Origin of the sequence: Bradyrhizobium sp. CCBAU 11386 (assembly GCF_028128955.1) — a bacterium.
Classification (GTDB): Bacteria; Pseudomonadota; Alphaproteobacteria; order Rhizobiales; family Xanthobacteraceae; genus Bradyrhizobium.
In genome coordinates this window covers 1-21,691 of the sequence record NZ_LBKA01000200.1, presented here as the reverse complement: position 1 = coordinate 21,691, position 21,691 = coordinate 1, and the positions used below count along the sequence as shown (strand labels likewise).

General features: G+C 60.5%; 14 protein-coding genes and 2 pseudogenes. 6 read left to right on the top strand and 10 right to left on the bottom strand.

Going from position 1 to position 21,691, the window contains the following annotated elements:
* Positions 1 to 708: 708 nt before the first annotated feature.
* The gene (locus XI09_RS14750) at positions 709 to 2,535 is read left to right on the top strand and encodes an NEL-type E3 ubiquitin ligase domain-containing protein (RefSeq protein ID WP_271567469.1); all 1,827 of its coding nucleotides are present in this window, start codon (positions 709 to 711) and stop codon (positions 2,533 to 2,535) included.
* Positions 2,536 to 3,295: 760 nt separating this feature from the next.
* On the opposite strand, the gene XI09_RS14745 is transcribed toward XI09_RS14750, so the two are convergent.
* The 7 genes from XI09_RS14745 to XI09_RS14715 all read right to left on the bottom strand — a co-directional run bounded on the left by XI09_RS14745 (position 3,296) and on the right by XI09_RS14715 (position 14,371).
* Entirely contained in the window at positions 3,296 to 4,336 is a 1,041-nt protein-coding gene (locus XI09_RS14745) for a pectinesterase family protein (RefSeq protein WP_097669809.1), read from the bottom strand.
* Between the two features lie 218 nt (positions 4,337 to 4,554).
* Positions 4,555 to 5,853, bottom strand: a complete 1,299-nt coding sequence (locus XI09_RS14740; protein ID WP_245570239.1) for a glycoside hydrolase family 28 protein — start codon at positions 5,851 to 5,853, stop codon at positions 4,555 to 4,557.
* Positions 5,854 to 6,804: 951 nt separating this feature from the next.
* Complete coding sequence (locus XI09_RS14735; RefSeq protein ID WP_271567468.1) at positions 6,805 to 7,095, bottom strand: hypothetical protein; 291 nt, start codon at positions 7,093 to 7,095, stop codon at positions 6,805 to 6,807.
* 515 nt (positions 7,096 to 7,610) lie between these two features.
* Positions 7,611 to 8,780 (bottom strand): Wadjet anti-phage system protein JetD domain-containing protein, encoded by a 1,170-nt coding sequence (locus tag XI09_RS14730; protein ID WP_271567467.1) that lies wholly within the window; start codon positions 8,778 to 8,780, stop codon positions 7,611 to 7,613.
* 2 nt (positions 8,781 to 8,782) lie between these two features.
* Entirely contained in the window at positions 8,783 to 12,217 is a 3,435-nt protein-coding gene (locus tag XI09_RS14725; RefSeq protein ID WP_271567466.1) for an SbcC/MukB-like Walker B domain-containing protein, read from the bottom strand.
* The gene (locus XI09_RS14720) at positions 12,214 to 12,852 is read right to left on the bottom strand and encodes a DUF4194 domain-containing protein (RefSeq protein ID WP_271567465.1); all 639 of its coding nucleotides are present in this window, start codon (positions 12,850 to 12,852) and stop codon (positions 12,214 to 12,216) included. Before XI09_RS14720 ends, XI09_RS14725 begins: the two co-directional genes overlap by 4 nt.
* Positions 12,842 to 14,371, bottom strand: a complete 1,530-nt coding sequence (locus XI09_RS14715; protein WP_271567464.1) for a Wadjet anti-phage system protein JetA family protein — start codon at positions 14,369 to 14,371, stop codon at positions 12,842 to 12,844. Before XI09_RS14715 ends, XI09_RS14720 begins: the two co-directional genes overlap by 11 nt.
* A gap of 517 nt (positions 14,372 to 14,888) precedes the next feature.
* Between XI09_RS14715 and XI09_RS14710 the strand changes: the two genes are divergently transcribed.
* Both XI09_RS14710 and XI09_RS14705 read left to right on the top strand, forming a co-directional pair.
* On the top strand, positions 14,889 to 15,140 hold the full coding sequence (locus XI09_RS14710) for a helix-turn-helix domain-containing protein (RefSeq protein WP_271567463.1): 252 nt from the start codon (positions 14,889 to 14,891) through the stop codon (positions 15,138 to 15,140).
* Positions 15,140 to 16,459, top strand: a complete 1,320-nt coding sequence (locus tag XI09_RS14705) for a type II toxin-antitoxin system HipA family toxin (RefSeq protein WP_271567462.1) — start codon at positions 15,140 to 15,142, stop codon at positions 16,457 to 16,459. Before XI09_RS14710 ends, XI09_RS14705 begins: the two co-directional genes overlap by 1 nt.
* A gap of 264 nt (positions 16,460 to 16,723) precedes the next feature.
* On the opposite strand, the gene XI09_RS46180 is transcribed toward XI09_RS14705, so the two are convergent.
* Positions 16,724 to 17,017, bottom strand: coding sequence for a transposase (locus XI09_RS46180; RefSeq protein ID WP_371740508.1), 294 nt, complete (start codon positions 17,015 to 17,017; stop codon positions 16,724 to 16,726).
* A gap of 452 nt (positions 17,018 to 17,469) precedes the next feature.
* Here XI09_RS46180 and XI09_RS14695 point away from each other — a divergent pair, with 452 nt between their 5' ends.
* Positions 17,470 to 17,676 carry a hypothetical protein gene (locus XI09_RS14695; protein WP_245570236.1) on the top strand — a complete coding sequence of 69 codons (207 nt, stop codon included), beginning with the start codon at positions 17,470 to 17,472 and terminating at the stop codon, positions 17,674 to 17,676.
* A 41-nt stretch (positions 17,677 to 17,717) separates the two neighbouring features.
* Here XI09_RS14695 and XI09_RS14690 read toward each other — a convergent pair.
* Both XI09_RS14690 and XI09_RS14685 read right to left on the bottom strand, forming a co-directional pair.
* Positions 17,718 to 18,219, bottom strand: a pseudogene (locus XI09_RS14690) (IS66 family transposase zinc-finger binding domain-containing protein); the annotation flags it as partial.
* Between the two features lie 211 nt (positions 18,220 to 18,430).
* Entirely contained in the window at positions 18,431 to 20,107 is a 1,677-nt protein-coding gene (locus XI09_RS14685) for an outer membrane beta-barrel protein (protein ID WP_271567461.1), read from the bottom strand.
* Positions 20,108 to 20,578: 471 nt separating this feature from the next.
* Between XI09_RS14685 and XI09_RS14680 the strand changes: the two genes are divergently transcribed.
* Positions 20,579 to 21,169, top strand: a complete 591-nt coding sequence (locus XI09_RS14680; protein WP_442869592.1) for a helix-turn-helix domain-containing protein — start codon at positions 20,579 to 20,581, stop codon at positions 21,167 to 21,169.
* Positions 21,124 to 21,395: pseudogene (locus XI09_RS14675) on the top strand (IS701 family transposase); the annotation flags it as partial. The gene XI09_RS14680 and the pseudogene XI09_RS14675, both read left to right, overlap by 46 nt.
* Positions 21,396 to 21,691 lie beyond the last annotated feature (296 nt).

Here is a 21,691-nt window from a genome sequence, read left to right as displayed (position 1 = left end):
ACTGTCAACGTGGCAGCGTTCTGCCCTTAGCAGGCCTACCTGTCGATCAGCTGACGAGTGTCGCTGCAGCGCGTGGGGAGACTCGTCATCCAGACAACACGATAGTTGAAGGTGAACGCGGGCAGGATGAACTTCTCGCCGATGCAGGTCGTCGTGATGAGATAATCCGAGGCGCATGGGGAGGTGGCGCGTTCCGATGATAGTCAATTGGGTACCTGCCGGAATCTAGGCTCTGACCAACGTTTGATCAGTTGACGAGTGTCGCTGCAGCCCCAGGTCGCTCGGTTGCCAGAGGTGATCGAAGCAAGCCGGTTTGAGGTTGAACCGGTCAAGCTTCGCAAAGACCAGCTTGGCACGGATTGCCTTGGCATAGGACACCGCCAGCGCTTTGGCGTTCGGAGCGCCTGCCACTTTTCGTTGCCACGTACTCGGCCGAAGGCTCCACTGGCCGCGGTTGAGATGAGGCGCCAGCCGCGCTGGGCTCTATGCCTAAGGCGCTCCTGCCTTGGTTATCCGCGGTAACGTGGAGGCGGAAGAAAAATCGCCCTCAGCCATCATCGAGTCAGTGCTCCGACAGATATGCCGGCTTCGATGCCATCGTTGCCCCTTTTCCGGCGATAGCTCTTGTCAGCTTATCGAAAGCTAAGTGTCTTAGGCCTACAACGTATCGTCGTGGACTGAGCCTGCTCAGTCTCGTAAGGAGGTTCAATGGATCGTTTTCAGGCAGAACAGATTCAGCGCGGCGATGTGATCCCTTCCGGGTCCTCCGAACAAGAGGACCCGGGAAGCGGGGCTACGGCGCAGTGGGACGGAGTCGTAACAGGCTATGCAGCAAACTCGGCGGATTCAGCCCATGCGGAGGGAGACGAGAACGAGGTGCTTGAGCATTGGGCTGCAGAACCGGAGGTGGGTCCGCTCGAGGATCGTGAAGAGGCGGTAAGGCGACTGAATGCTCGGGGTGAGGCCACAAGAGTGGATCTCGAGTCGCTGTCTCTTACTAGCCTGCCTAGACTTCCGACAGGTATCGTCGTGCTCGATGTGCCCTTCAATCGGCTTACCACTCTGCCCGATAGCCTTCCTGCTTCGCTCCAGCGTCTCGACGTTAGGGGCAATCAGCTGACCGGCCTGCCCGCGCTTCCGACCGAGCTCAGAGGCCTCGACGCGAGTTCCAACCGGCTGAGAAGCTTGCCTGGGGCCCTACCAGCTGCGCTCCAGTTTCTCGACCTCAGCCACAATCAGTTGCCGAATCTGCCCGAGGTCCTCCCTGCTTCGCTGCGGTTTCTCCACGCCGGCCACAATCAGTTGACGAGTCTGCCGGAGGTCCTTCCTGCCACGCTCCAGTTTCTCGACCTCAGCGAAAACCGATTGACGGGACTGCCGGAGACCCTCCCTGCTTCGCTCCAGTTTCTCGATGTCAGCGAAAACCAGTTGACCAGTCTGCCCGAGGACCTGCTGACGCAGCTGGGCGCTGGTACCAGCATAGTTCTGACTGAAAATCCGCTGCCCGAGCAGGTGCTGACGAACCTGGATACAGTCTTAAGCGCCGAGGGCTATGTCGGTCCGGCCGTCCACCTTTCGCGCGAGGACGAAAGTGAACTGTCCGGGACAGACGATGGACAGGCCGATGCTCTCACTGAAACGGTCGCAGACTGGCTCAGGGGCAATCCAAAGGAGGGCGATCGAGAGGTGCTGGCCGCTTGGCAAAGCAGTGCAGAAGAGCGGGGCGCCCGGGAGTACGCGCTTTTTCTCGGCAAGCTGTTCGACTCCGTCAACTCTAGCAATGAAGAATTCCGGCAGTCGGTGGCCAATGATCTGCGACAGGCGGCAAAAAACCCGCAATTGCGTGCGCAGTACTTTCAACTGGCCCTGGACGCCAACCACGGCTGTGAGGATCGCAGAACTTTGACTTGGAACGGCATGCAAACCGCACGCCTTATCGCAGACGTCGAGAACGGCGTCTATGACAACAAGGCACGGCTTCCCGATCTCGTCGATCTGGGGCGCGTCATGTTCCGCCTGGACGCGCTGGAGGGGATTGCGCGGGAGAAGGCTCTCTCGCTGGGCTCGCTCTACAACACCGAAGACATCGACGCCATTGAGGTCTTTCTTGCTTATCAGGCCAAGCTGCGCGAGCGGCTGGGCCTGCAGCACATCGCGCCGGACATGCGCTTCTTTGAGGTCTCCCACGTCACCGACGCTGACGTCGACATTGCGGAAGTATCCGTGCGGAACAAGGAGGCGGCGGAATTCGCCGACTATTTGGCGACGGACTGGCAACCTTGGGACGATGTGGTGCGCCGCATTGCACCTGAAGACCATGCTACGATGCAGGACCAACTCATCGATGCAATGGGTGATGAGTTCGACAGCCGGCTGACGCAAGAGCTCGCCAACAAGGGCCTAAGCGGCGCTGAATCCGACCTCGTTGACGATGCCAAGCGTGAGTTAGGACCCGGGATCCGCAAGGAAATCGCCCGCGAGATCAAGGGCGCTCTAAGAGACAAGGTGTTCAATGATCACGGCCTCAACCTGTGAAGCCGCCTTTGCTGCAGGAGGCTGTTAATTCCCGCTGCGTTTCCCTCTCGTGCGCCGGTTGGTGGCCGAGAACCTTCGCGTGATGCGCAGCGAGTGCGCGGAGCGCCGATCTAGAAACCGGCATGGCTCGACTCATGCAGCGGGTGTTTTCCCCAAGCGACGATGGCCAATCTGGCGATCATGGGGATCTCGTCGGCTGCTATCGAGGGCCGCATGGATGCGGGCGAATTGACGGAAGAGCCGATACATGCGTTTGTACGGCTTCAGAGTCGGCATGGAAGAACGTCAGATTCCACCGTACTTGCACGCGCGTATTGGCTAATTGAGGATACGGCTGCTTGCTGAGCTACGAGGAGCCTGACTATCACCGGCCGGACAACGATAGCCCTGAAGCATCAGCCCACTTCGTTCTTCGGAGATCTGCGCAGGGCGCCGAAACAAGCAAATCAGCCGTTCTCGACCGATGACGACGGCGCTGACGTGACAGTCCGTGGAGCTTTCCGATGCCGATGCGCCAAAGCGGACAAGATGAACTGCGAGCTGGAGCATGTGGGGATAGCCCACCGATGAGATCGTCGCACCGGACGGCCCGTGGCTGTCAGTTTAGAAAGCTAACGAACTGCAGGAATTCGCAGCGAGCAATCGAGACCGTAACGAGCTCATCTGAACATGCAGCAGCAAAGCCGGCGCTGCCACGCCGCACCCCCGCGGCTGTTGGGTTGCTGCACAAGACTTCCATCACAATCAGGCTCTCCTTCGGTCATTCCTCCGAGGATCGCCGTCGAAGCCCTTCACCGTGAACGTTGCTCTGTCTTCCATCCAGATGGTTTGTTGGCAGCCAATCTGTGGCGCCCCCGAAGAACACTCTCAGCGACCATCTCGCAGCTTCGCCATGTGTCAGTTGATGGGAGTGAGGCTCGCGGCCTGAGGGGTTAGCCCCGGCGCCGAAGGATCTATATTCGGCATAATAGCTGGTGCTCAACTTGTTGGTCTCGCCCGGAACCCATTCGCGCCAGCCTTCCGCAATCACCTGCGCATCTACCTTTGTCGACAGGAAGACCACTGTGGCGTAGGGACGCCAGGGGCGGCCAAGCGCGATATAGCGCGCGGCAGGGTCGGCACTTAGCCTGCAATGATCAAAAACATAGCCACTGTCCTCATCCGGCGCTGCCTTGCCCTGAGCGGTATAGATGACTGCTTGATTGGCGATACCGTGCAACTCACATTTACGGAACCAGGCCTTGGCGTTGCCAAATATGAAATCGACATGCCCTTCGATGTAGCAGTTCGAGAAGTATTGTCGTGACATTCGGCCGTTCGGTCCCTTGCCGGCAAACAACGTATCCTGGGCGCCAAGCAGGCGGACGCGCGTAACGACGTCCCTGTCTCCGGTAACGGACAGCGCTACCGCCTGCGAGGGTGGATTGGCCGGATTGAGGGCGTAGTCGTTCTGAATGGTCAGATTCTCGAGCCGAAAGTCATCGCCAGCTGCATCCAGCGTCGCCGAACGGGCCGTTCCTCCTACATCGATCGCGCCGTCGCCATACACAATGACCGTATCCTCCGGCTTGTTGCCAGTCCCTGCGAGATGAACACCGGATTTGGTGATTTTGACCTTCTCGCGATAGATGCCCGCCGCGATCCAGAGATCTCCGCCTTCTGCCGGCAATGCGTCGATGGCTTGCTGCACGGAGTGATAGTTTGCATTTCCGGCATGCGACACCAATAGGGGCTGAGCGTACGCTGCCGGGATGCAGAAGCAGCCGGCCAGAAGCGCAGCAGACGGCACAAAAATTCGCATGTGATTTTACACTTCGTTTCTCAGCGGGATAGCCGCCGCGCATCGACACGAGATTTTCATCGCCAAACCAGAACCTGCGTCACCTTGGCATTTCCGGCCCTGCAAAACCGTCGGCCAATTGCAACCAACTCGGGACGTGAGGCCGACCTTCGTCAACACCAGTAATCTTGGCCCCAGATGCGGAGCTCACCACCTGAGTTCGGCGCCGGGTGTAGTGCTTACCGATTGCCGTCGCGGAATGCCCTGGAACATACCTCCGATCCGCGCAGCAGCGGTTGTGTAGCTCGTCCGGGCAGCGGGGGCCACACGTCAGAGTGATTTGCGGTGACGTTCGCATGTTCAAGTTGCCAAGTCGCGGAATTGGCAAATCGGACATCTTCGAGTGTCACGTCCAGGGCATGCCGCCCGTCTACGCCGCGCATCAGCAGCACACCAGTGTCGCCATGCACATGACGCAGAACGATTTGCCGATAGACCGGAATCCTCGTGCCTTGAGCGCGCGGATCATATTTTGTATCGAAAGCTAGCGGCCACCGGTTGCCCCTCAGGCACACGTACTCATAAGTCACGCTCTCGACCAGACCGCCTCGACTAACATCGCTCTTGATGCGCAGGCCCGACGTCGTACCATCCAGCGTCAGATTACGCACCAATATGTCTCTGGCCCCGGAATTCACCTCGCTGCCGATCGACATGCCATGCCCCCAGCCGAAATAATTATCAATGACCGAGATATGGCTGCTTGAGCCATTGTCGCCGGCCTTGATTGCGACGTTGTCGTCACCCGTACGGATCCAGCTGTGGGTGATGGTCACATCCTGACTGGCGCCAAGATCGATGCCATCGGTGTTGCGGGCATCCGCCGGCGAATCGATCGTGAGGGCCCAAAACGTGGCACCTTCAACCCGGTTCATCGCGACATGAAAATTGGCAGCGTTGCGCAAGGTGACACCAGAGAACGTGATATCCTGCGCATGATCGACCTGGATCAAGCGTGGGGCGTTCTGATTGCCGCCCTGGGCTTGGGCGCGGCGGGCTAGCTGCCACCAGGTTTCCGCGCCGCCGCCGATCAGTGCGCCGCCCTGACCATCGATGATGCCCTCTCCGTAGATACCGCCGCCGCGCGTTTTAGAAAAGCTGATGAATGGCCGGCAACCGTCGCCCTTTTCCGCAATGCGACCACATTGTCCGAGGCCCTTGTCGTAAGCGGCAGGTTCGGGGATGGCGATCAGTGTCGCACCGCGTCCGACCCATAAGGTCACGCCCGATTTCATCTCGAGTGGACCTGAGTGAAACTCGCCGCGCCCGAGATAAACTGCAGCGCCATCGGGGCAATGTTCAATGGCCTCCTGTAGGCTAACTGTATCGTTCTTGCCGGAAGGCACAGGGCGATCGCAGACCGTATCAGGTGCGACAGGTTCGGCGATAGTCCGGCGGTCTTGCGCTTTTGCGGCGGGGCCGACAACCATGGAGGCGAGTATGGACAATAGGGCCCAGTTGCGAAAACGCTTTGTCATTGACCTGCTCGTGCTTTTGTCACGCGCATCATTGTCGCGTGCCTTTTCTGGTATTGAGCGATGGCTTGATCGAGTCGCCGCGCGCGTCACTGGCGCGCACAAGATGACATTTATCCGACGCAGTAGACGCCTGGACTTGAGATCGCGCAGCAGCACCTTGCCTATGCGCGAAAAAGATGAAGCGTTCTGCGATAGTACGAAAATCCAACAACTTCGTAACGTCAGCCTGCTCACACTGATTGAGCTCCCAACCGGTCCCCGATTTCATTTGTGCAACTACAATTGCGCGTGAGTCCACGCAGCCTCTCGTCCAGGATCGGTGGGCAGTGAGTATTCGGGAAAGCTTTCGAGAAGCTGACGAGGCTACGGCCGGCACCGGATCGCATTCGCACCGGATGCCCTCTTCCTGGTGTCTCACGAATTTTTAGATGACTGCCGTTACCCGCCCTGTTCCGGAGTGATCGCTTGCGGGACATAGTCAGTGAGTTCCGTCATCATCCATGCGATGCCGGAGACATGGTCGGCTTCCGCGGTCAGCACCGCTCGGCACGTCGCCTGCCCCACGGCCATAGCGGACCATCGTGGTCATTGAACGCGCCCGCTCGCGCCCCCTCCATGGACGCCTAATCGGAAATTTCAACGACTTAAAGACGGACAAGACGACCGAACTGGCTGGAAGTGGAGAGCTCTTGACACTCGATTCAGGACATCTACGTGAGCAGCCCCGAAACAGGAGGCTCTAGCCAAAGACGCGGCGATACGTCCCCTATCTGGTGCTGCTCTGCGCGCATCCCTGGCGGACGCACCGCGATCAGCCAAAAAGCCGAGCCTATCGGCAAGGCCGCACCTAATTGTCCAGTTCGCCCGCCGGGTTCGCAACACCATGCGCCTCGAGATCTTCGCCAGGTCCGTCCCAAAACCTGTCGCCGTTAACGTGCGCGGCGGCAGCTTTCAGCGGTCCCATCGAGGCGAAAACGCCACGGCAGCATCCGGGTTAACAGGATTATCGAGGCTTCGCGATTTAGGCGGCCGTGCGTTGCGTATTGAATTGTTTGCCGCAGAGTTGCGCTGGCGTTCATCGATCGAGACCGCTCGACACTCAAGCCTCCGCTCCAGATCCGCCAATCCTGCCTTACATTCGGCGACAACCGATTGGGCGCGAAGCAGCTTGACCTTGAGCTCGTCCTGTTGCCTGAGTATTTTCTCAATATCCCAATCGTTCTGCATTAGCTCATTGACCATCTGCAAGCCCCGATGCAAGGCCGACACCTAGCTTCAAGAGCGCAGGCTCTGCAATGTCGCAGATGCCCCACCCCGAACCATGGGCTAATCCGATGCCAAACGATCGTCCTGAGGACGCCTTTACGCTGGCGTTCTTGCTGAGAACCACCATTCGTTGCGAGCCCCCAAGACAATCGGCTTCTGCCCGGCAAACCGGAGCGCGATCCCAAGATGGCAGAGTTCGCGAGGCAGGCGCCCGGTTTGGAAAGCGCATCGGGGGACCTCTGCCATCGATCAAGCGGGCATATTTCATCTCAATACTTCAACCGGATGCTGAACGAGCATCATAGTCACAGGTGGTTTCGTCCCATCTTCAAGCAACTGGCATGCCAATGCTGGTTGAGCGTTTTTATGAAGAAACGATGTCGGTTTGCCCGCAGCACGTAGTTGCGGGCGGTGCTGTTGTCGCGCTTGAAACAAATGACGTCCTGAGCGAGACAGCCAAAGCCGCAACCACGAGCGTCCGCGCGCATTTTCTAATGAAACTCTGGCAGGACTGGATCGAGTTCTTCCTGCTCGAGCGTCTTGGCTCCATCTTTCGCCAGGTACGCTGCCAGAGCTGCGATACCGGAGTCCGGTGGACATCGAGCGGGTGCGGATTTTTTGAACGGCACTTGTCCCAAACGCTCGGCAACTTCGACACTCATGAGGTGGGCACGGATCGGTCGGTCGACGGCGCGCTCGATGGTGTGGAAGATCCAGGTGCCGTCCGGATCGATGTCCGACCAATGAAAGATCGGCGTCTGTTCGGATACCAATCCTGCGATCGTCCGCAGCGCCTGCTGGGTGGCAAGCGAGGGGTACCCTCCGACATACATGGTCGTTCCTAATCGGCCGGGGTCCGCCTCGGCGATGTGCCGGTTGAAGCTTGCGAAATTTTCGATCGTTAGCACGTAGGCTGGCGGCTCCCGGAAGCGGACGCGATCTGCTTCCTTGGGAGTGATTCCGAGATACAGCGGAGAGATTCCGGAGAGGTCGGCTCCATCGAGGTCGATCTTGCCCGCGATCAGCAGCGGTGGCGCGAAGCGCTCAAGGCCGATTGCCCGGAGCGCCTCGCGTGGCCGCGCGCCGGGGGGAAACTCCAGGATGCCGCTCAGGAACCGCACGACCGCGCCTTCGATCCGTTCGAGCGTTTTGCTGTGCCCCACCGTTCGTCTCGAGAAGGTCTTGTAGTCGACGCCAAGATGTTTGTCGGCCAGGATGGCCTGGGCGAGAACGAACGCGTCGCGCAGTGTCTCGACATCGGACGAAGCGAACCCGTGCCACGTTTTCCCCCGCCCCCATACCTCGGCGACTTGGGAAGCGCTGTTCTTCAGAGAGTCGTGCATCGCCGCCCCGGCGACAAGCCGCACGGCGGCATCCTCCGCGATGCGCGACGCGGGGGTACGGCGGAGATATCGGTATAGGATCTCCGCCGAGGCCAGCCGCACATGTGCCACTTGGTCGCGCATGGGGCCGCGCCCCCAACCAAGGGAGACCGCGCCGGCGCTTTCGGCTTCCCTGATCTGTTTCAGGAAGGCGTCCGCCGCGACTACTGATGGGAAAGCGGGGTAGTCCGGGTGGGCGATCGGGCTTGCGGCCCCCGCCTCGAAGCGGTTGAGCAGGTCGTTCAGCAGGCCGATCGCATCCGTGAAACGCCGAGCCATGGCTACTCGGCGGCCAGACGGGTGGCGAGCTCATCTTCGGACATCAGGTCCGGATCGATGGCCATCAGCTCGCGCTTGGCCTTCTCTTTCAGTTCCACCACAGTGGCCCTGGACTGCTCGCCGATGCGGTCCACCTCCACGATGGTGTCCATGTGCTCGAGCACGGCGACGCGCTTCTCGAACGGCGCCGCGATCACGAACTGCAGGCCGAGGTTTTTGTAGAAGCTCATCATCTGCCGCTGGTTCTTACCGTCCATCTTGGAGAAGGCCTCATCGAACATGGCGAGCGCGAAACCGGCGGGCTTGCCGGCACGACGCTCCGCGCTGCCGTAGACGGCCGCCAGCGAAGCGCCGATGGCAACGTAGATAGGCACCTGCTGTTCGGCGCCAGACCCGGTGCCGCGCCGCTGCTCCCAGCGGGTCGAGCGGCCGGTGGCGACATCCTCCATGTGGATCTCGAAGGTGTAGAAGTTGCGGTAGTCCTCGAACTGGGTGAAATCCTTGTCGGGGTCCTCGAGCAGCGCCTCGAGTGCGACGATCGTATCCTTGTGCGGGAAGTCATCGGGCACGTCGCCCCGGAACAGCATATCGAGCGCCTCCGGAGAGGTTTTGGCGATTTCGATAATCTTCAGGATGGGCTGGAATTCCACCATCTGGGTGCGATGGAATGAATATCGCTCGTTATGGAAGGGATGTGCGTAGAGGCTACGGTTCAACGATTGCAGCTCCCGCTCCATCTTTCCGATCCGGGCCGTGAGCGCGTTGATGAACTCGCCGCGCAGCAGGGTGGACGCCTTCTCCGCCGCTTCCCGCGCCTGCCTTTCGTACTGGCGCAACTCGTTGGATTCGATATCCGAGATGAGCTGCTCCATCCATGGCTTCACCTCCTGCAGCGGCTCGCTTTCCGCGCCGACCTGCGAACTCATCCCGAACTGGTCGAAGTAATCGTAAAGAAGCTCGCGGACCCGTCGCTCGATCCGGGCGCGCTCGTTGTCGGACGCGTTCGCATCCTTCAAGGCCTTCTCGGCGATGGCCCGGTGTTTCTCCGCGAAGCCCTTTTGGGCTGCGGCATCGAGGCGGTCGCGGTAGACGGCCCTGCCTTTCGCGGTGGAGTAGAGTGGGAAGAACTTGCGGTATATCGACCGGGCGACCCTGAGGTTGAGTTCGGAGCCGGGCACGTTCTCGCCCTCTCCGAGCCTCCTCTCCGCCGACCTGACCTCGCCGTCATGCTCGCCGAACGCCTTCTGCTGTGTCTTTCTCTCCTCCAGCCTCTTCTCCTTCAGCTTTTGCTGCGCCCTCTTTTTGTCGCGAAGCCCGCCGTCCCCCGCGCCGTCGAGGGCATCGAGCCTGGCCTGAGCTTCAGCGACCTCAGTCTGCGCGGCCGCGAAGGCGGCCGCGCAAGCCCCCAGGTCATTACGTCCCTCGCAGATGTTCTTCAGAGCGGCAAAAGCCTGCTCCGCGGCATGGGCCTCCTTCCCCTTGCCGGTCAGGATCCGACCCAGCTCCTCGGCCTGATCCTGCAGGGATCGCAGGGCGTTCGCCTGGGCTGCCTTTCCGATCTTATGCTGCGACGATTCAATCCAGCGATGGCTCCGGACGAGTCCGTCGTCGTAGAGGCCGTCCTTCATAATCGCCCGGCCGGGCCTGTTGAACTGGTCGAGCGTGTCGGCGAGACGGACATTGCCGTAGCGGCGCATGATGAAGGCCATCGCGTCCGGATCCTGGCTCCGGAAGATGGAGGGAAAAGTGCCGCGCTCCGGCTTGGCCCTGAACTGCTCGAGCTTGTTTAGGCTCACTAGCGATGCATGGCGAAACTCGCGGCGACCTTCCTTGAAGATTGACGTGGCGGCGCTGATATCCGCTCTGTCCACGAACACGGCTTCCCGGTCGCGGCCGAGGAGCGCCTCGGCGGCTCCTACCCACTCGGGTTCGGCGACTTCGATGATGTCGCAGAGCACGCGCGGGACCATTCCCCTCTGCCGCAGCCTGCGGCAGAGGAGTTCAGTGTCGTCGCCGAGATAGGCGCGCGCCCCACCCGCGGCGTGCTGTCGGATCCGTTCGAGCACCTCGTCGCGCCGGCCGCGGAGCCCGGAAAGCTCCGCGATGATCGTTTGACGTGCTTCGTCGATCTTCGGCAGCCATTTCGCGCCGCTTGCCGCGAAGGACTTCTCGGCCGCGGTGACCTCGTCGGAGACGCCCCCGATGTCGGCCTCGGCGGTGGCGGTCAGAAGACGCTCAAGCGCAGGAACGAAGTCCTCGAAACCGTCTGCGCACATCGCGCGTAGCGGCTCCAGGCGACGGATGTCCTCCATGCGAGCCTTGAAGTCCGCCGAGGCGCGGTGCGCCGCCTGCCCGGCCACATCGGCGGTCTGCTGCAGGGACTTTCTGCCGGTCTTGGCATCGTGCTCGGCGATCGCGGCCATGAGGCGTTCGATCTCCTTATCGATGGCCTTGACGTCGTCGTCGATGAATTCGAGTTCTTTTGCTGCGGCGTCCCGGCGCGCCATCTCGGTACGCCGCTTGGTCTTGAAATCCAGGTTTGTCGCGCGCGCCGCGAGCCAAGTCGCACGTTTTGCGATCCACTCCTCCCTGAACTTGGTCTCGAGCGCCTCTTCAAGCGTGCCGAGGACGACCCGAAGCGCCCTTAGGGCTTCGAGCCTGAGGTGCATTTTCCGGATGGTCTCGCTGATGTTGCGGTATGTCTGGATCGACTCGCGCAGCTCTTTGATGCCGATCGGACTGTCCTCGAGGATGTAGTTCCGCACGAATTGCGTGGCCGTCTGGTTGTGGTCGAGCGTCATCGCGTTGACGATTGATTTCTGCAGGGCGCTGGCGTTCTGCTCGCCATAGGGCGAATGCGGCAGAAGATGGCGCATGTACTCGCGGACGTAGTCGCTCGCCCGGTCGCGATGATTGACAAAGTTGCCTTCACCGACCGCCGCGGCGATCCGGGCGCGCACGTCCTCCCACTGCGCCGGGAATTGCGACTTTCCTCGCTGCTCGATGAAGTCCTTGGAGCTCAAAACGGTCCCGACGGCGACGAACAGTGCCAGCACGGTCTCCCTGCTGTCGGACTTGCGCGCCTCGAGCGCCATGCCGATCGTGACCGGTGGCCGGGCGCCTTCCGTGTCTTCGAAACCGAGCGCGATGTAGGTGCGCGCCTCGTCGCGCCGGCGCTGATCTTCGCCGAGCGTCCCAAGGCAGTAATCGACGACGCTGCGCTTCGAGCCGCTGCGCGATTTTCCGCTATCGCCGGCGACCGCGTTCAGGCGCAAGAACCGCCGGCTCCCGCCGGTGAGAACGACCTGTGCCATGTCGAGGATTGTCGATTTGCCGGACCGGTTCTCGCCCAGGACCCCGACGTGTCCTGTCACGTCGATGTCGGCGACGTCGAACAGGTGCCAGTTCACCATCGTCAGGTGGCGTAGCTCCATCATGCCTCGCCTCCTGTGGGCTGCGGAAACCGCGCCTCCTCGCTACGGACGTAGCGCTCAAGCCGTTGGAGGGCATCGCTGCCACTGATCAGCTTAATCATCGGGCGGATCCTGATCTCGCAGTCCTGCTGCTCGTCGTCAAAATCACCGATCTCGACCAAACTACGTTGGGCGGCCTCGCGCAGGATGTCCCGGAAGCGGGCGGGCGAGATCGCGCCACCGCCGCCGTGTTGCGCCATCTCGCGGTAGCGATCGAACAGGTCGTTCAAAGTGGCCACTACGACGGCCCGGTCCTCGACTGCTCCGACGTTCACCTCCTGCTGCCAGTATGCCGCCAGCACCAGCATGACGATTGTTTCATCGAGCTTCATCCGAGGCAGCGGCACGTCCTCGTCCATGGCGACGATGCCGGCCCACTGCGCCTCCGGATCGCGATGGACGCGGTATCCGCAACTATCGAAGAAGCCGTCGACCACGTCGCGGAAGCGGCCATCCATGATCGTGTTGTAGACTGTCCCGGTCCGGGGGTCTCCCGCGAACACGAACTGCCGCCGTAGCAGGAAGTGCAGCGCTTTGCGGAGGTCGGCTGCCTTTTCCGCGCCGAAGGAGCGCTCGACGTTTTCGAACTCACTGAGCATGGGCTGCCTCTGCTTTCCGGAGGGGGCCGGATCGCCTGACCACGAAGTTCGCACACCGAAGCCATTCGCTGTCGTGGGGCGGCGTGTCTGGGCGCGGCTCCAGATCGAACCCGGCCGCGACCTGCGCCGGAATCTCGCCCGTCAGCGCATATCGGCGGGCGCAATCGAAGGCGAGAAAGTCGTCCACGGTATCGATTTCCATGAAGCGGGCTTCCCTGGTCGCGAAGGGCGGCACCTGGCCCTCGAGGAATCGTCTGACATCCTCGGGGCGGGGCGCGATGCGAGCGATGTACTCGAGGCGGAGCTTCTTGCGCAGTTCATACAACGGATCCGAGGGCGGCTCGGCGAGCTCCCTTGCTTCGACGGGACGGCGTGGTTGCCTGGCCGTCGCCTGATGGTGTTCCGACCAGGGGGACCGCAGCGGCTCGATGCTCCATTCGATTGTCGCCTTGTGGTGTCTGCCGTCCCGCAGTAAGGCATCCAGGCGCCGCACCAGGTCGCCGGCCCGGCCGACGAGTCCCTGCCCGCCCCGCTCGGCGTACTTAATGGTGTTGCGGACCCGGGCTTCGAGCTGCCTGCGGAAGGCCTCGATCCTATCGAACATCTCCCCGATCTGATCGAAGATGCTTTCGATGGCCAGCAGGTCGTCGGTCGCGGCCATTCGACCGTCCTCGATGTCGGCTGCCATGCTGGAAGCTGTGTACTCCTCGGCGAGGACCTGCATGGTTTGCGGGGTGTAGGAGATCCTCCGCGCGAGATCGACGATGGCGTCGCGGAAGCGGTACGGATGGTTGACGGTGAGGATGGACTCGAAATCCTTCAGCAGGAGCTGTTCGACGAACTCCTCGAAAAAGGCTTCCAGCCGGGTAGCGACTGTTTTCGACTCCATGACGGTCCGTCGGACGCGCTTCAGGTCGGCCAGAATGGCCCGCAGGCTCTTAGTGAACTGGTCGGCCTGATTACGCGCCTCGCGGACGGCGAGCGCGGCTTCGCGCTGCTTGCGGTCGGTGATCTCGGGCCTCAGTTTTTCGACGGCCTCCAGGTTGAGGCGGATTTGCACGATCAAGCCGCCGAATCGCTGCGAGAGATCCTTATTGAGGCTCGCGAGCCGCTGGATTACGAGCAGCGGTCCCATAGCCATGTCCACGGTAACGCGAAGCCCGTATTCCTCCTCTTCAAGCCATCCCCAGGCAAGCAGCCGGGCGTACAGTTGTCGGGCAAGACCGAGCGCCTTGTCGCCCTTCTCGGAAGCGAGCGCGACGTCGGCCTTCCGGATCCGGCGGCGTCCCGCGGAGATCATTTCCGGCAGGCTGCCCAAATCATCGCCCTCGTTCCAGAGGACGGGGTTGGCTCGCATGACGTCGTAGATGGCGTGGACCACCTGCTGCGGGGTCGGAAACGACGGCGCGCCTGAAAAGAAGCGTTCGTGCAGATCGAGCAGACACGCTGCGTACAGGTGCTTGTGATCGCGCGAAAAAGCTAAAAAGGCGTCGTCATGCAAATGGCGGAACAAGGTCAATGACGCGGCTCCTGGGCCCGACTTCATCCTGAGTTGGCGGCGCTAAATGCACGGCCTGCCGGGCAAAATGTTAGTGAGAGTGGGTCTTGAAAATACAACCGGAAGATCAGTTCTTAGTATGTTCTAATATAGCTTTCCAGCTCAATCGCTGTCGAGACTCCAAAGGTCCGATCGGAGCTAGTGTCCGGTCTCAGATCGGGAACAATCCGGCCTCAAGTCATTGAATTTGTTGTTGTTACTATTGCAGCAAAATGGATACAAGGAGTTGCTTGGCACGATAGTGATACGAACTTCGACATGTCGAGGAGGCTCTCTCGCCCACCGGCAGATTCGAGCCACCAGCTCTACATCGATCATCAGCTTTAGTTTTTAGTAACTTCAATAAGAGCGGCCGTGGGATCGCGGGGTTTCATACGCAATTGCGTATTATGCCTAAATATACGCGAAGACGTATAATATATAGATATTCGCGGTCGCGTATATTGACAAATTATACGCGTTTGCGTATCACGCCTTTATGCATACGATCGCTCGCACTCCGCAACAAGTTGGCGCCGGGATCAGGCGCTACCGGCGGCAGAAGAAGCTCACCCAGGGGGACCTTGGTGAGAAGATGCATGCGCGTCAAGCGACGGTCTCGAAGCTGGAGGCCGGTGAACCTGCAACGCAGCTGCGCATCTTGATGGATGCGCTGGCCGCGCTCGACCTCGAGCTGGTCATCCGGCCGCGCACCAAATTGACGGCTGAAGCGATTGAGGATCTGTTCTGATGGCGCGTCGCCCTGCCCGTGCGCCGCTCAACGTATACCTCAACGCACGGCTGGTCGGGCGGCTGCGGCGCGAGAGCAGCGGCGCAGTCGATTTCCAGTACGACAAGCAGTGGCTCGCGTGGGAAAATGCCATCCCCGTTTCCGTGTCGCTGCCATTGCGGGAGGATCGTTATATCGGCGATCCCGTCGTCGCTGTTTTTGACAATCTTCTGCCCGATAATGACGACATCCGCCGACGCGTCGCCGAACGCGCGCATGCTGATGGCGCCGACGCTTACAGCCTGCTCTCCGCAATCGGCCGCGATTGCATCGGGGCGCTGCAATTCCTTCCCGACAGTGCCGCACCCGGGGGCGCCGGCGCCATTGATGGCCGCGCCGCTAGCGATCAGGAGATCGCCGCCATTCTCGGCAACCTTGCCAGCAATCCGCTCGGCATCGGCCCCGACCAAGACTTCCGCATTTCTCTCGCGGGCGAGCAGGAAAAGACAGCGCTGCTTTACTGGAAAGACAAGTGGCACGTGCCTCATGGCACGACCGCAACTACGCACATTATCAAGCCGCAGATCGGGAAGTTGCCGAACGGAATCGACCTGACCGGCAGCGTTGAAAACGAGCATCTGTGCCTTGAGCTGGTTGCGGCACTCGGCTTGCCTGTCGCCAAATCAAGCATCATCGATTTCGCCGGGCGCCGCGTGCTCGCAGTTGAGCGGTTCGATCGCATCTGGACGCGCGACGACCGCCTGTTGCGGCTGCCGCAGGAAGACTGCTGCCAGGCGCTGTCCGTTCCACCCGCGCGAAAGTATGAATCCGATGGCGGACCCGGCATCCGCAAAATCTCGGATTTGCTCAAGGGCAGCGATACGCCTGAGGACGACCAGACCATTTTCTTCAAGGCGCAGATCGTGTTCTGGCTGCTTGCCGCCACCGATGGCCACGCGAAGAATTTTAGCATTCATTTGGCGCCGGGCGGACGTTTTCATCTTGCCCCGCTTTACGACATCATTTCGACCCAACCAAGCTTGGACGCTGGGCAGATCAGCCAAAACCAAATGAAGCTGGCCATGGCGATCGGCAGCAACCGGCATTACGTCGTCCACACGGTTCTCGGCCGACATTTCGTGCAGACTGCGAAAAGCTGCGGTCTACCCGACAAAACAGTCAAGGTTGTCATCCAGCAGCTCGGCGATACAGCCGCAAAAGCCATAGATCAGGTGCTGAATGCGCTTCCAAAAGGATTTCCGGAGAAGATGGCCATATCGATTGCTGATGGCGCAAAGCGCCGTGTGAATTCGCTGGCTGTGCTCAAGAGTAGTGAATGATCGCCGGTTTGCGCAAGCGTACGATGCCCCCCCCCCCGTGAACGGTGGCAGGAAGACCGGATCTACCAATCCAAACCTGGATGCTGCCTACCAGAGGAGCAGCAGCGCGATCAGCAACAGGGAGCGTCGCCCGAAAGCAGCCAACCAGCGGCTCAAGAAACGGGCCCGGTTCAAGAACGGCGATTGCCGCTCTCCTTCGACGGCGAGCGGCCCGCGCCGTCCGTATGCAAGCTCCAACAGCGACTGCGTTTCCAAACCAGGTGTTTAGTCCCGGCATTTGCTGGAGGGGATTAATTGCGGCTCGATCATCTCGCCTTCGTTCGTTTGTCCAGTTGTGACCGCGACGTCCAGAATGACGCCGACCTTGTCATCGACGGCCGTATGCTGCTTGTAAGAGGGCTCCAGCCGCCGGTTGCGGGCATTCGTGGCCATCGTTGCATTGGGATCGGTCCAGCAGATCTTTCCCAAGCTCATTTTTCGTCTCCCCCTTGCTGCGTTGAGTGCTGCGACCGTTTGCGTTTGATCGACAAACGAACCCTCCAAATAGAGTGTCGTCATGGTCCAGACTCCCGGGAGACCAGCCGCACTCGATCGCATTTGTAAGAAAGCGCTCGTGGCGGGTCTAGCCTGGCCTCTTTTAGATCGTACGAGGCAATAAATTTGGGCATCATGGTTGCTCCACTCTGCGGCGCACACGCGGACTTGGAGGCACGCGGACATGACTCGGCGCCGTGGGGAGTGAGAACCCGACGCTGTCCCTACCGCGCCCGCGCTGCCAGTGAAGTTGGCGGCGGTGACTCGGCGCTCACGCCCCCGGAAGCGCTTGTCCCTACCACGCGCTGCAAACTTCGGTGGCCAGCCTTCGCCCCTGGAAAAGCGAGACCGACCACCGCGGCGCCCCGAGAGGCTCAATTCCCAAGGGTGCTACCAAGCAGTATCGCTGAGAAGGACTGGAAGCACCTACCAGGATTGGTTGGTGCCGATCTAATGTGGCCTGGGGCAAATGCGCCATGGCGACTGAATTTGATACGATTTTTGATGTAATTGAGCGTCACCGCGAGCTTTCCGTGCAGCACGCCGCCGCGGTATCGGTATCCGCGAAACTTGGCGCAGGTCCCGAGTTTGATGCCGCCGACGCGATCAGCGAGGAAAGAAGGTTGGCTCTCGAGAAGTATGCAGACGTGCTCACTCCAAGCCGGCCACGCTTGCGGACGTGATCGCCCTGAGCCGCTACGTAGCCAGGCTACCGGGTTGGCTGACGGTCGATGGCGATGCCGTGCGTCGCCAACATCTGCGCCTGGCGATAAAGCGGCAAATGCCAATGATACTTGGCATCGATCACATGCGCTGACCAGCCGCTCCGTGGGCAGTGTTCGGGCTCGGCATGCTGGAGGACGACGCCATGACAAGCGCGGCAAGCCAGTTTGGGCCGGCGAGTGACGATTACGCGATACTGCGCCGGTACGACGTCGAGCCTCTGGCTCTCATCGCTCCCAATTTTCAAAAAGGACGCCTGCGCAGCACGGGCGGCAGGTTGCAGTGGGCATCAGGGTCTCGACGATGTGCGGCAAATACTCCGGCAGCTGACCGCGGTTGGCTGTGCGCTCGGCAGTTCGCTTCTCGCAGGTTCTTGGATTGGCGTGATCCTCGGCTGCTTCGAGAGCCGCGACGGCCTCTTCGATGTCCTCCAAAACAGGCTGTAGTTGATCAGCGTCCAGCTTTTCCGACGATCGACCGAACTGCGCATCTTTCGCAAGCTTGCGTCACGCTTACGGCCTACTGGGTTAGCGCGATGTCGGATCGCAGCCAATCAAAAAGGCAACTGCAGCTAGTTCTTTGCGCTGCCGTCCTCATGTGACGAGGTTCGCTAATGCCAATATTGCCGGCGTCTAGATGGCGCGGAGGTGGATGACCACTACCAAAGCTTGGGGGGCGTCGAAAGCCTGGAGCTTGGCTATAGGTGTGATCTTTTCAATCGAACCTATAGGACGCCTGAAAGAACGTACCCCAGCGCTCCATGCTGTGCTTCGCAAACATGGGTGGTGCACCAACGCAGCCGCTGCCGCTGCACAACGTGTCGCTCCGCCTGTTGGTCCACATCGCCCAATAGCGGCCACCGACGCCGACGCTGAAGTTCTTGGTAATGAAGTAGGACAACACGCCTTCGAGCTGGACGCCCCCGCCACCATTGCCCCGTTGCTCAGCGAAGGTGGTCATAGGGCGCAAGAGATGGTTGTCACGCCCCTTGAAATCGGTCCAGGGCAGGTAAGCGACGTCAGCGTTCAAACGCCAACGCTCGGTGAGCATGGTTTCGGCGCTCAGGCCGATCCGAGCTGCATTCCACTGAGTATTCTGGCTGCCAATGACCCTGTCGTCGTCCGGCGCCAAGCATGGACGCGGGCGAGCTATCTGTACACACCCCCTCGAGTCGGAGTTCTGTTCGTAGTAGGTCCAGCCGATAAATCCCCCGACCTTGTAGTTGGCGGCGCGCAGGAAATCGTAACCGGCATCGGCCGTGTAATAGGTGAACCTCCCGTTTGCCTGGCCATGGATCGTGTTGCTATAGGCGCCGCCCCAGTCTTCATCGTTCATGTTTCCTTTGTTGAAGCGACCAACCCCAACGTTGCTCTTCAGGAACACTCCCCACGGGCTGTCGAGACGGCCAAATAGCTCCCCGGAAAGTCCGTCAAGTCCGTGATAGGTGAGCCTCGATCCAAGAATGCTGGGGTCATCAAGGCCGACTGCGCTGTGGTCCCATTGGAAGCGTCCCCGGCTGAGCCAGAGCCGCGATCCGCCTTCGAACGACCAACCGGCCGTGTAAGCAATCGGCGGCGCGCTGGCGGGGGCTTTTGCGTACAGCGGTGCATCGGGCCATTGCACCGCCCACGGGTCGGCGCCAAAATGGTAGTTCAACCCGATCTTTCCGATGTGATAGCTGCTGGAGAGGCTAGTTATGTTCGCCGGAAGAATTGCGAACGGCGGATTCTGCACCGTCGGAGGCGTTGCGACACTCGGCCCGCCGAAATGGAGATAGTCATACTCGACGTTGATCGACCATGCAGGCGTAAGCGCTTGCTCGACGCCCAGCCCGATGACGCCACCGAGGCGACCATAGTCGAAATGGGTTTTCTCCTGTGGCGCGCCGCCTTCATCGTTGTTGACGACGTCGCCCCGATTGTTTTGCCAGGCTACGCCAGCCTTGAGATAGGCCAGTGTGTGGCCCAGCGCGCCAAACGCGTAACCTATGCGGCCGGTCCCGGTGGCAAAGACGTTGGGACCTGCCTTGCAGTTTGCACTCACGACAAAGCCGGAGGCGGCGAGGCAAGTATTCGTGCCGTCTGAGACAGCACCGCTGGCATCGAGTTCGACACCAAAGACCCAGCCGTTCTTCTGCCAATTGTAGCCGACCTGGCCACCCGCGAGAAACACTGGGGTATCGACGACATCGCCATAGATTGACTGACCGTAGGGATTGTTGAAGGAGGTTCGGCCGTACCCGCCGCCGAGGTGCCCGCCAATATAGCCTCCCGACCAGTTCCACACCGCCGGCGGCAGTTTCACTTCTGGCTCAAGGTCTGCCGCATTCGCAGCACCGTTTGCGACGAGCGCAATTGTCGTGGCTCCTACCAGAAATACTCCAGATCGCATCCAACACTTGCCTGTATTGTCTCGGCCCACGACCGAGCGCCCTTAAGTTATCGCCGCAGCAAACCGTCGGAGCGGACTAGACACTGACAGCGACGCGCGCCGAGTCCGTCCCGAAGACCATCGCACTGCGATTGGTGATGATGCCGCAAAGAGAGCAAGTCGCGTGCCGAAGTGAATTCACAGGCTCTGCAGGCACTTCGTCGCGGCGTGTAGCGTCAAGTTGCTCACATTGGTCTCGATACCGACAAGGGCCACGTTGCCCGAGAGTGGCCCGCTCGCGCGCTGAATGTGTACGCGCGGTGGCGCGTGCAGACCCGGCCCGTGTGATTTCAACAGGAAGCCCTCTGCGCTTCCCCGACTACGGCGCTGTGTCGCCGTTGATTTAATTTCACCGAGTCCTACTGATGGGACTAGTCCTTTGGAACGCAAGTTCGTCACATTGGTTGATAGCTCGAATCTCTACAGAGGAGAGTGCTCGTGGCGAATGCGGGTGTGCGAGGCCGGCCGATCGCGCCGCTGGTGCTTAGTCCGCAGGAGCGGGCGTACTTGGAGAGGCAAGTTCGTCGTCATCGCGTTGCCCGATCGCTATCTGAGCGCTGCCGCGCGATCCTGCGGTGTGCAGATGGTCTGCGAAGCAAGTCGGTGGCTGCCAAACTTGGCATCCATGAACACACCGTTGGCAAGTGGCGCCGCCGATTCTTGAAGGATCGCTGTGATGGCCTGCTTGACGAAGCCCGCCCTGGCCGTCCTCGAACCATCGACGACGATCAGGTTGCTGAGGTAATCGAGCGGACATTGCGTACGACGCCGCGCGACGGACGCACTGGTCGATCCGCTCGATGGCTGCGGAAACTGGCTTTTCTCACACCACGATCCGCCGAAAGTGGACGGCGTTCGGCCTGCAGCCGCACCGCAGCCAGACATTTAAACTGTCGAGCGATCCGCTATTCGTCGATAAGGTGCGCGATATTGTCTGGCTTTACCCGAACCGAGCCATTGTCCTCAGCGTCGATGAGACCATTAAGGCACGGTGGATTTGTGAGCAGGCGCATCAGCAGTTGAAGGAGGAGCTTGGACTTGATCACTTCGAAGGGCGATCATGGCAAGGTCTTCATCGCCACGCCCTGATGACAATGATTGCCTACGCCTTCCTGCAACATCATCGCCTCGCATACGCGGGGCGAAAAAAAAGAATCAACGGGCCTCCGCCTCAACGTTTCGCCATCGTCGATCTCATCCTTCGGCCGCCGTCTCAGCAGTGCCCATATTGCCGAAAGCAAATCCTTGAAAGCGCAAACGCATTCTGTTCGCGGTAGGGACACCCATCACTGGGCGCCCCCCGCGCAGATCCCGGCGAGCCCAATTAAGGCACCGGGCTCCTACCTCGGGTGTTTGACGGCGAAGCGCAGCTTCGGCCATGGATGAAGGATGCGAGCCCTGGGGAGCCAGTCATCGGTGATCTGCGTTATGCGATCCCAGGTCAGACAGGTCCGCTGACTGTGCCGCCGAAGCGTCCGCCTCCAGAGATCGGTCAGATAGAACCGAAACGCATTGAGCGCTCGGCCATTCGTCGGGACAGCAAAG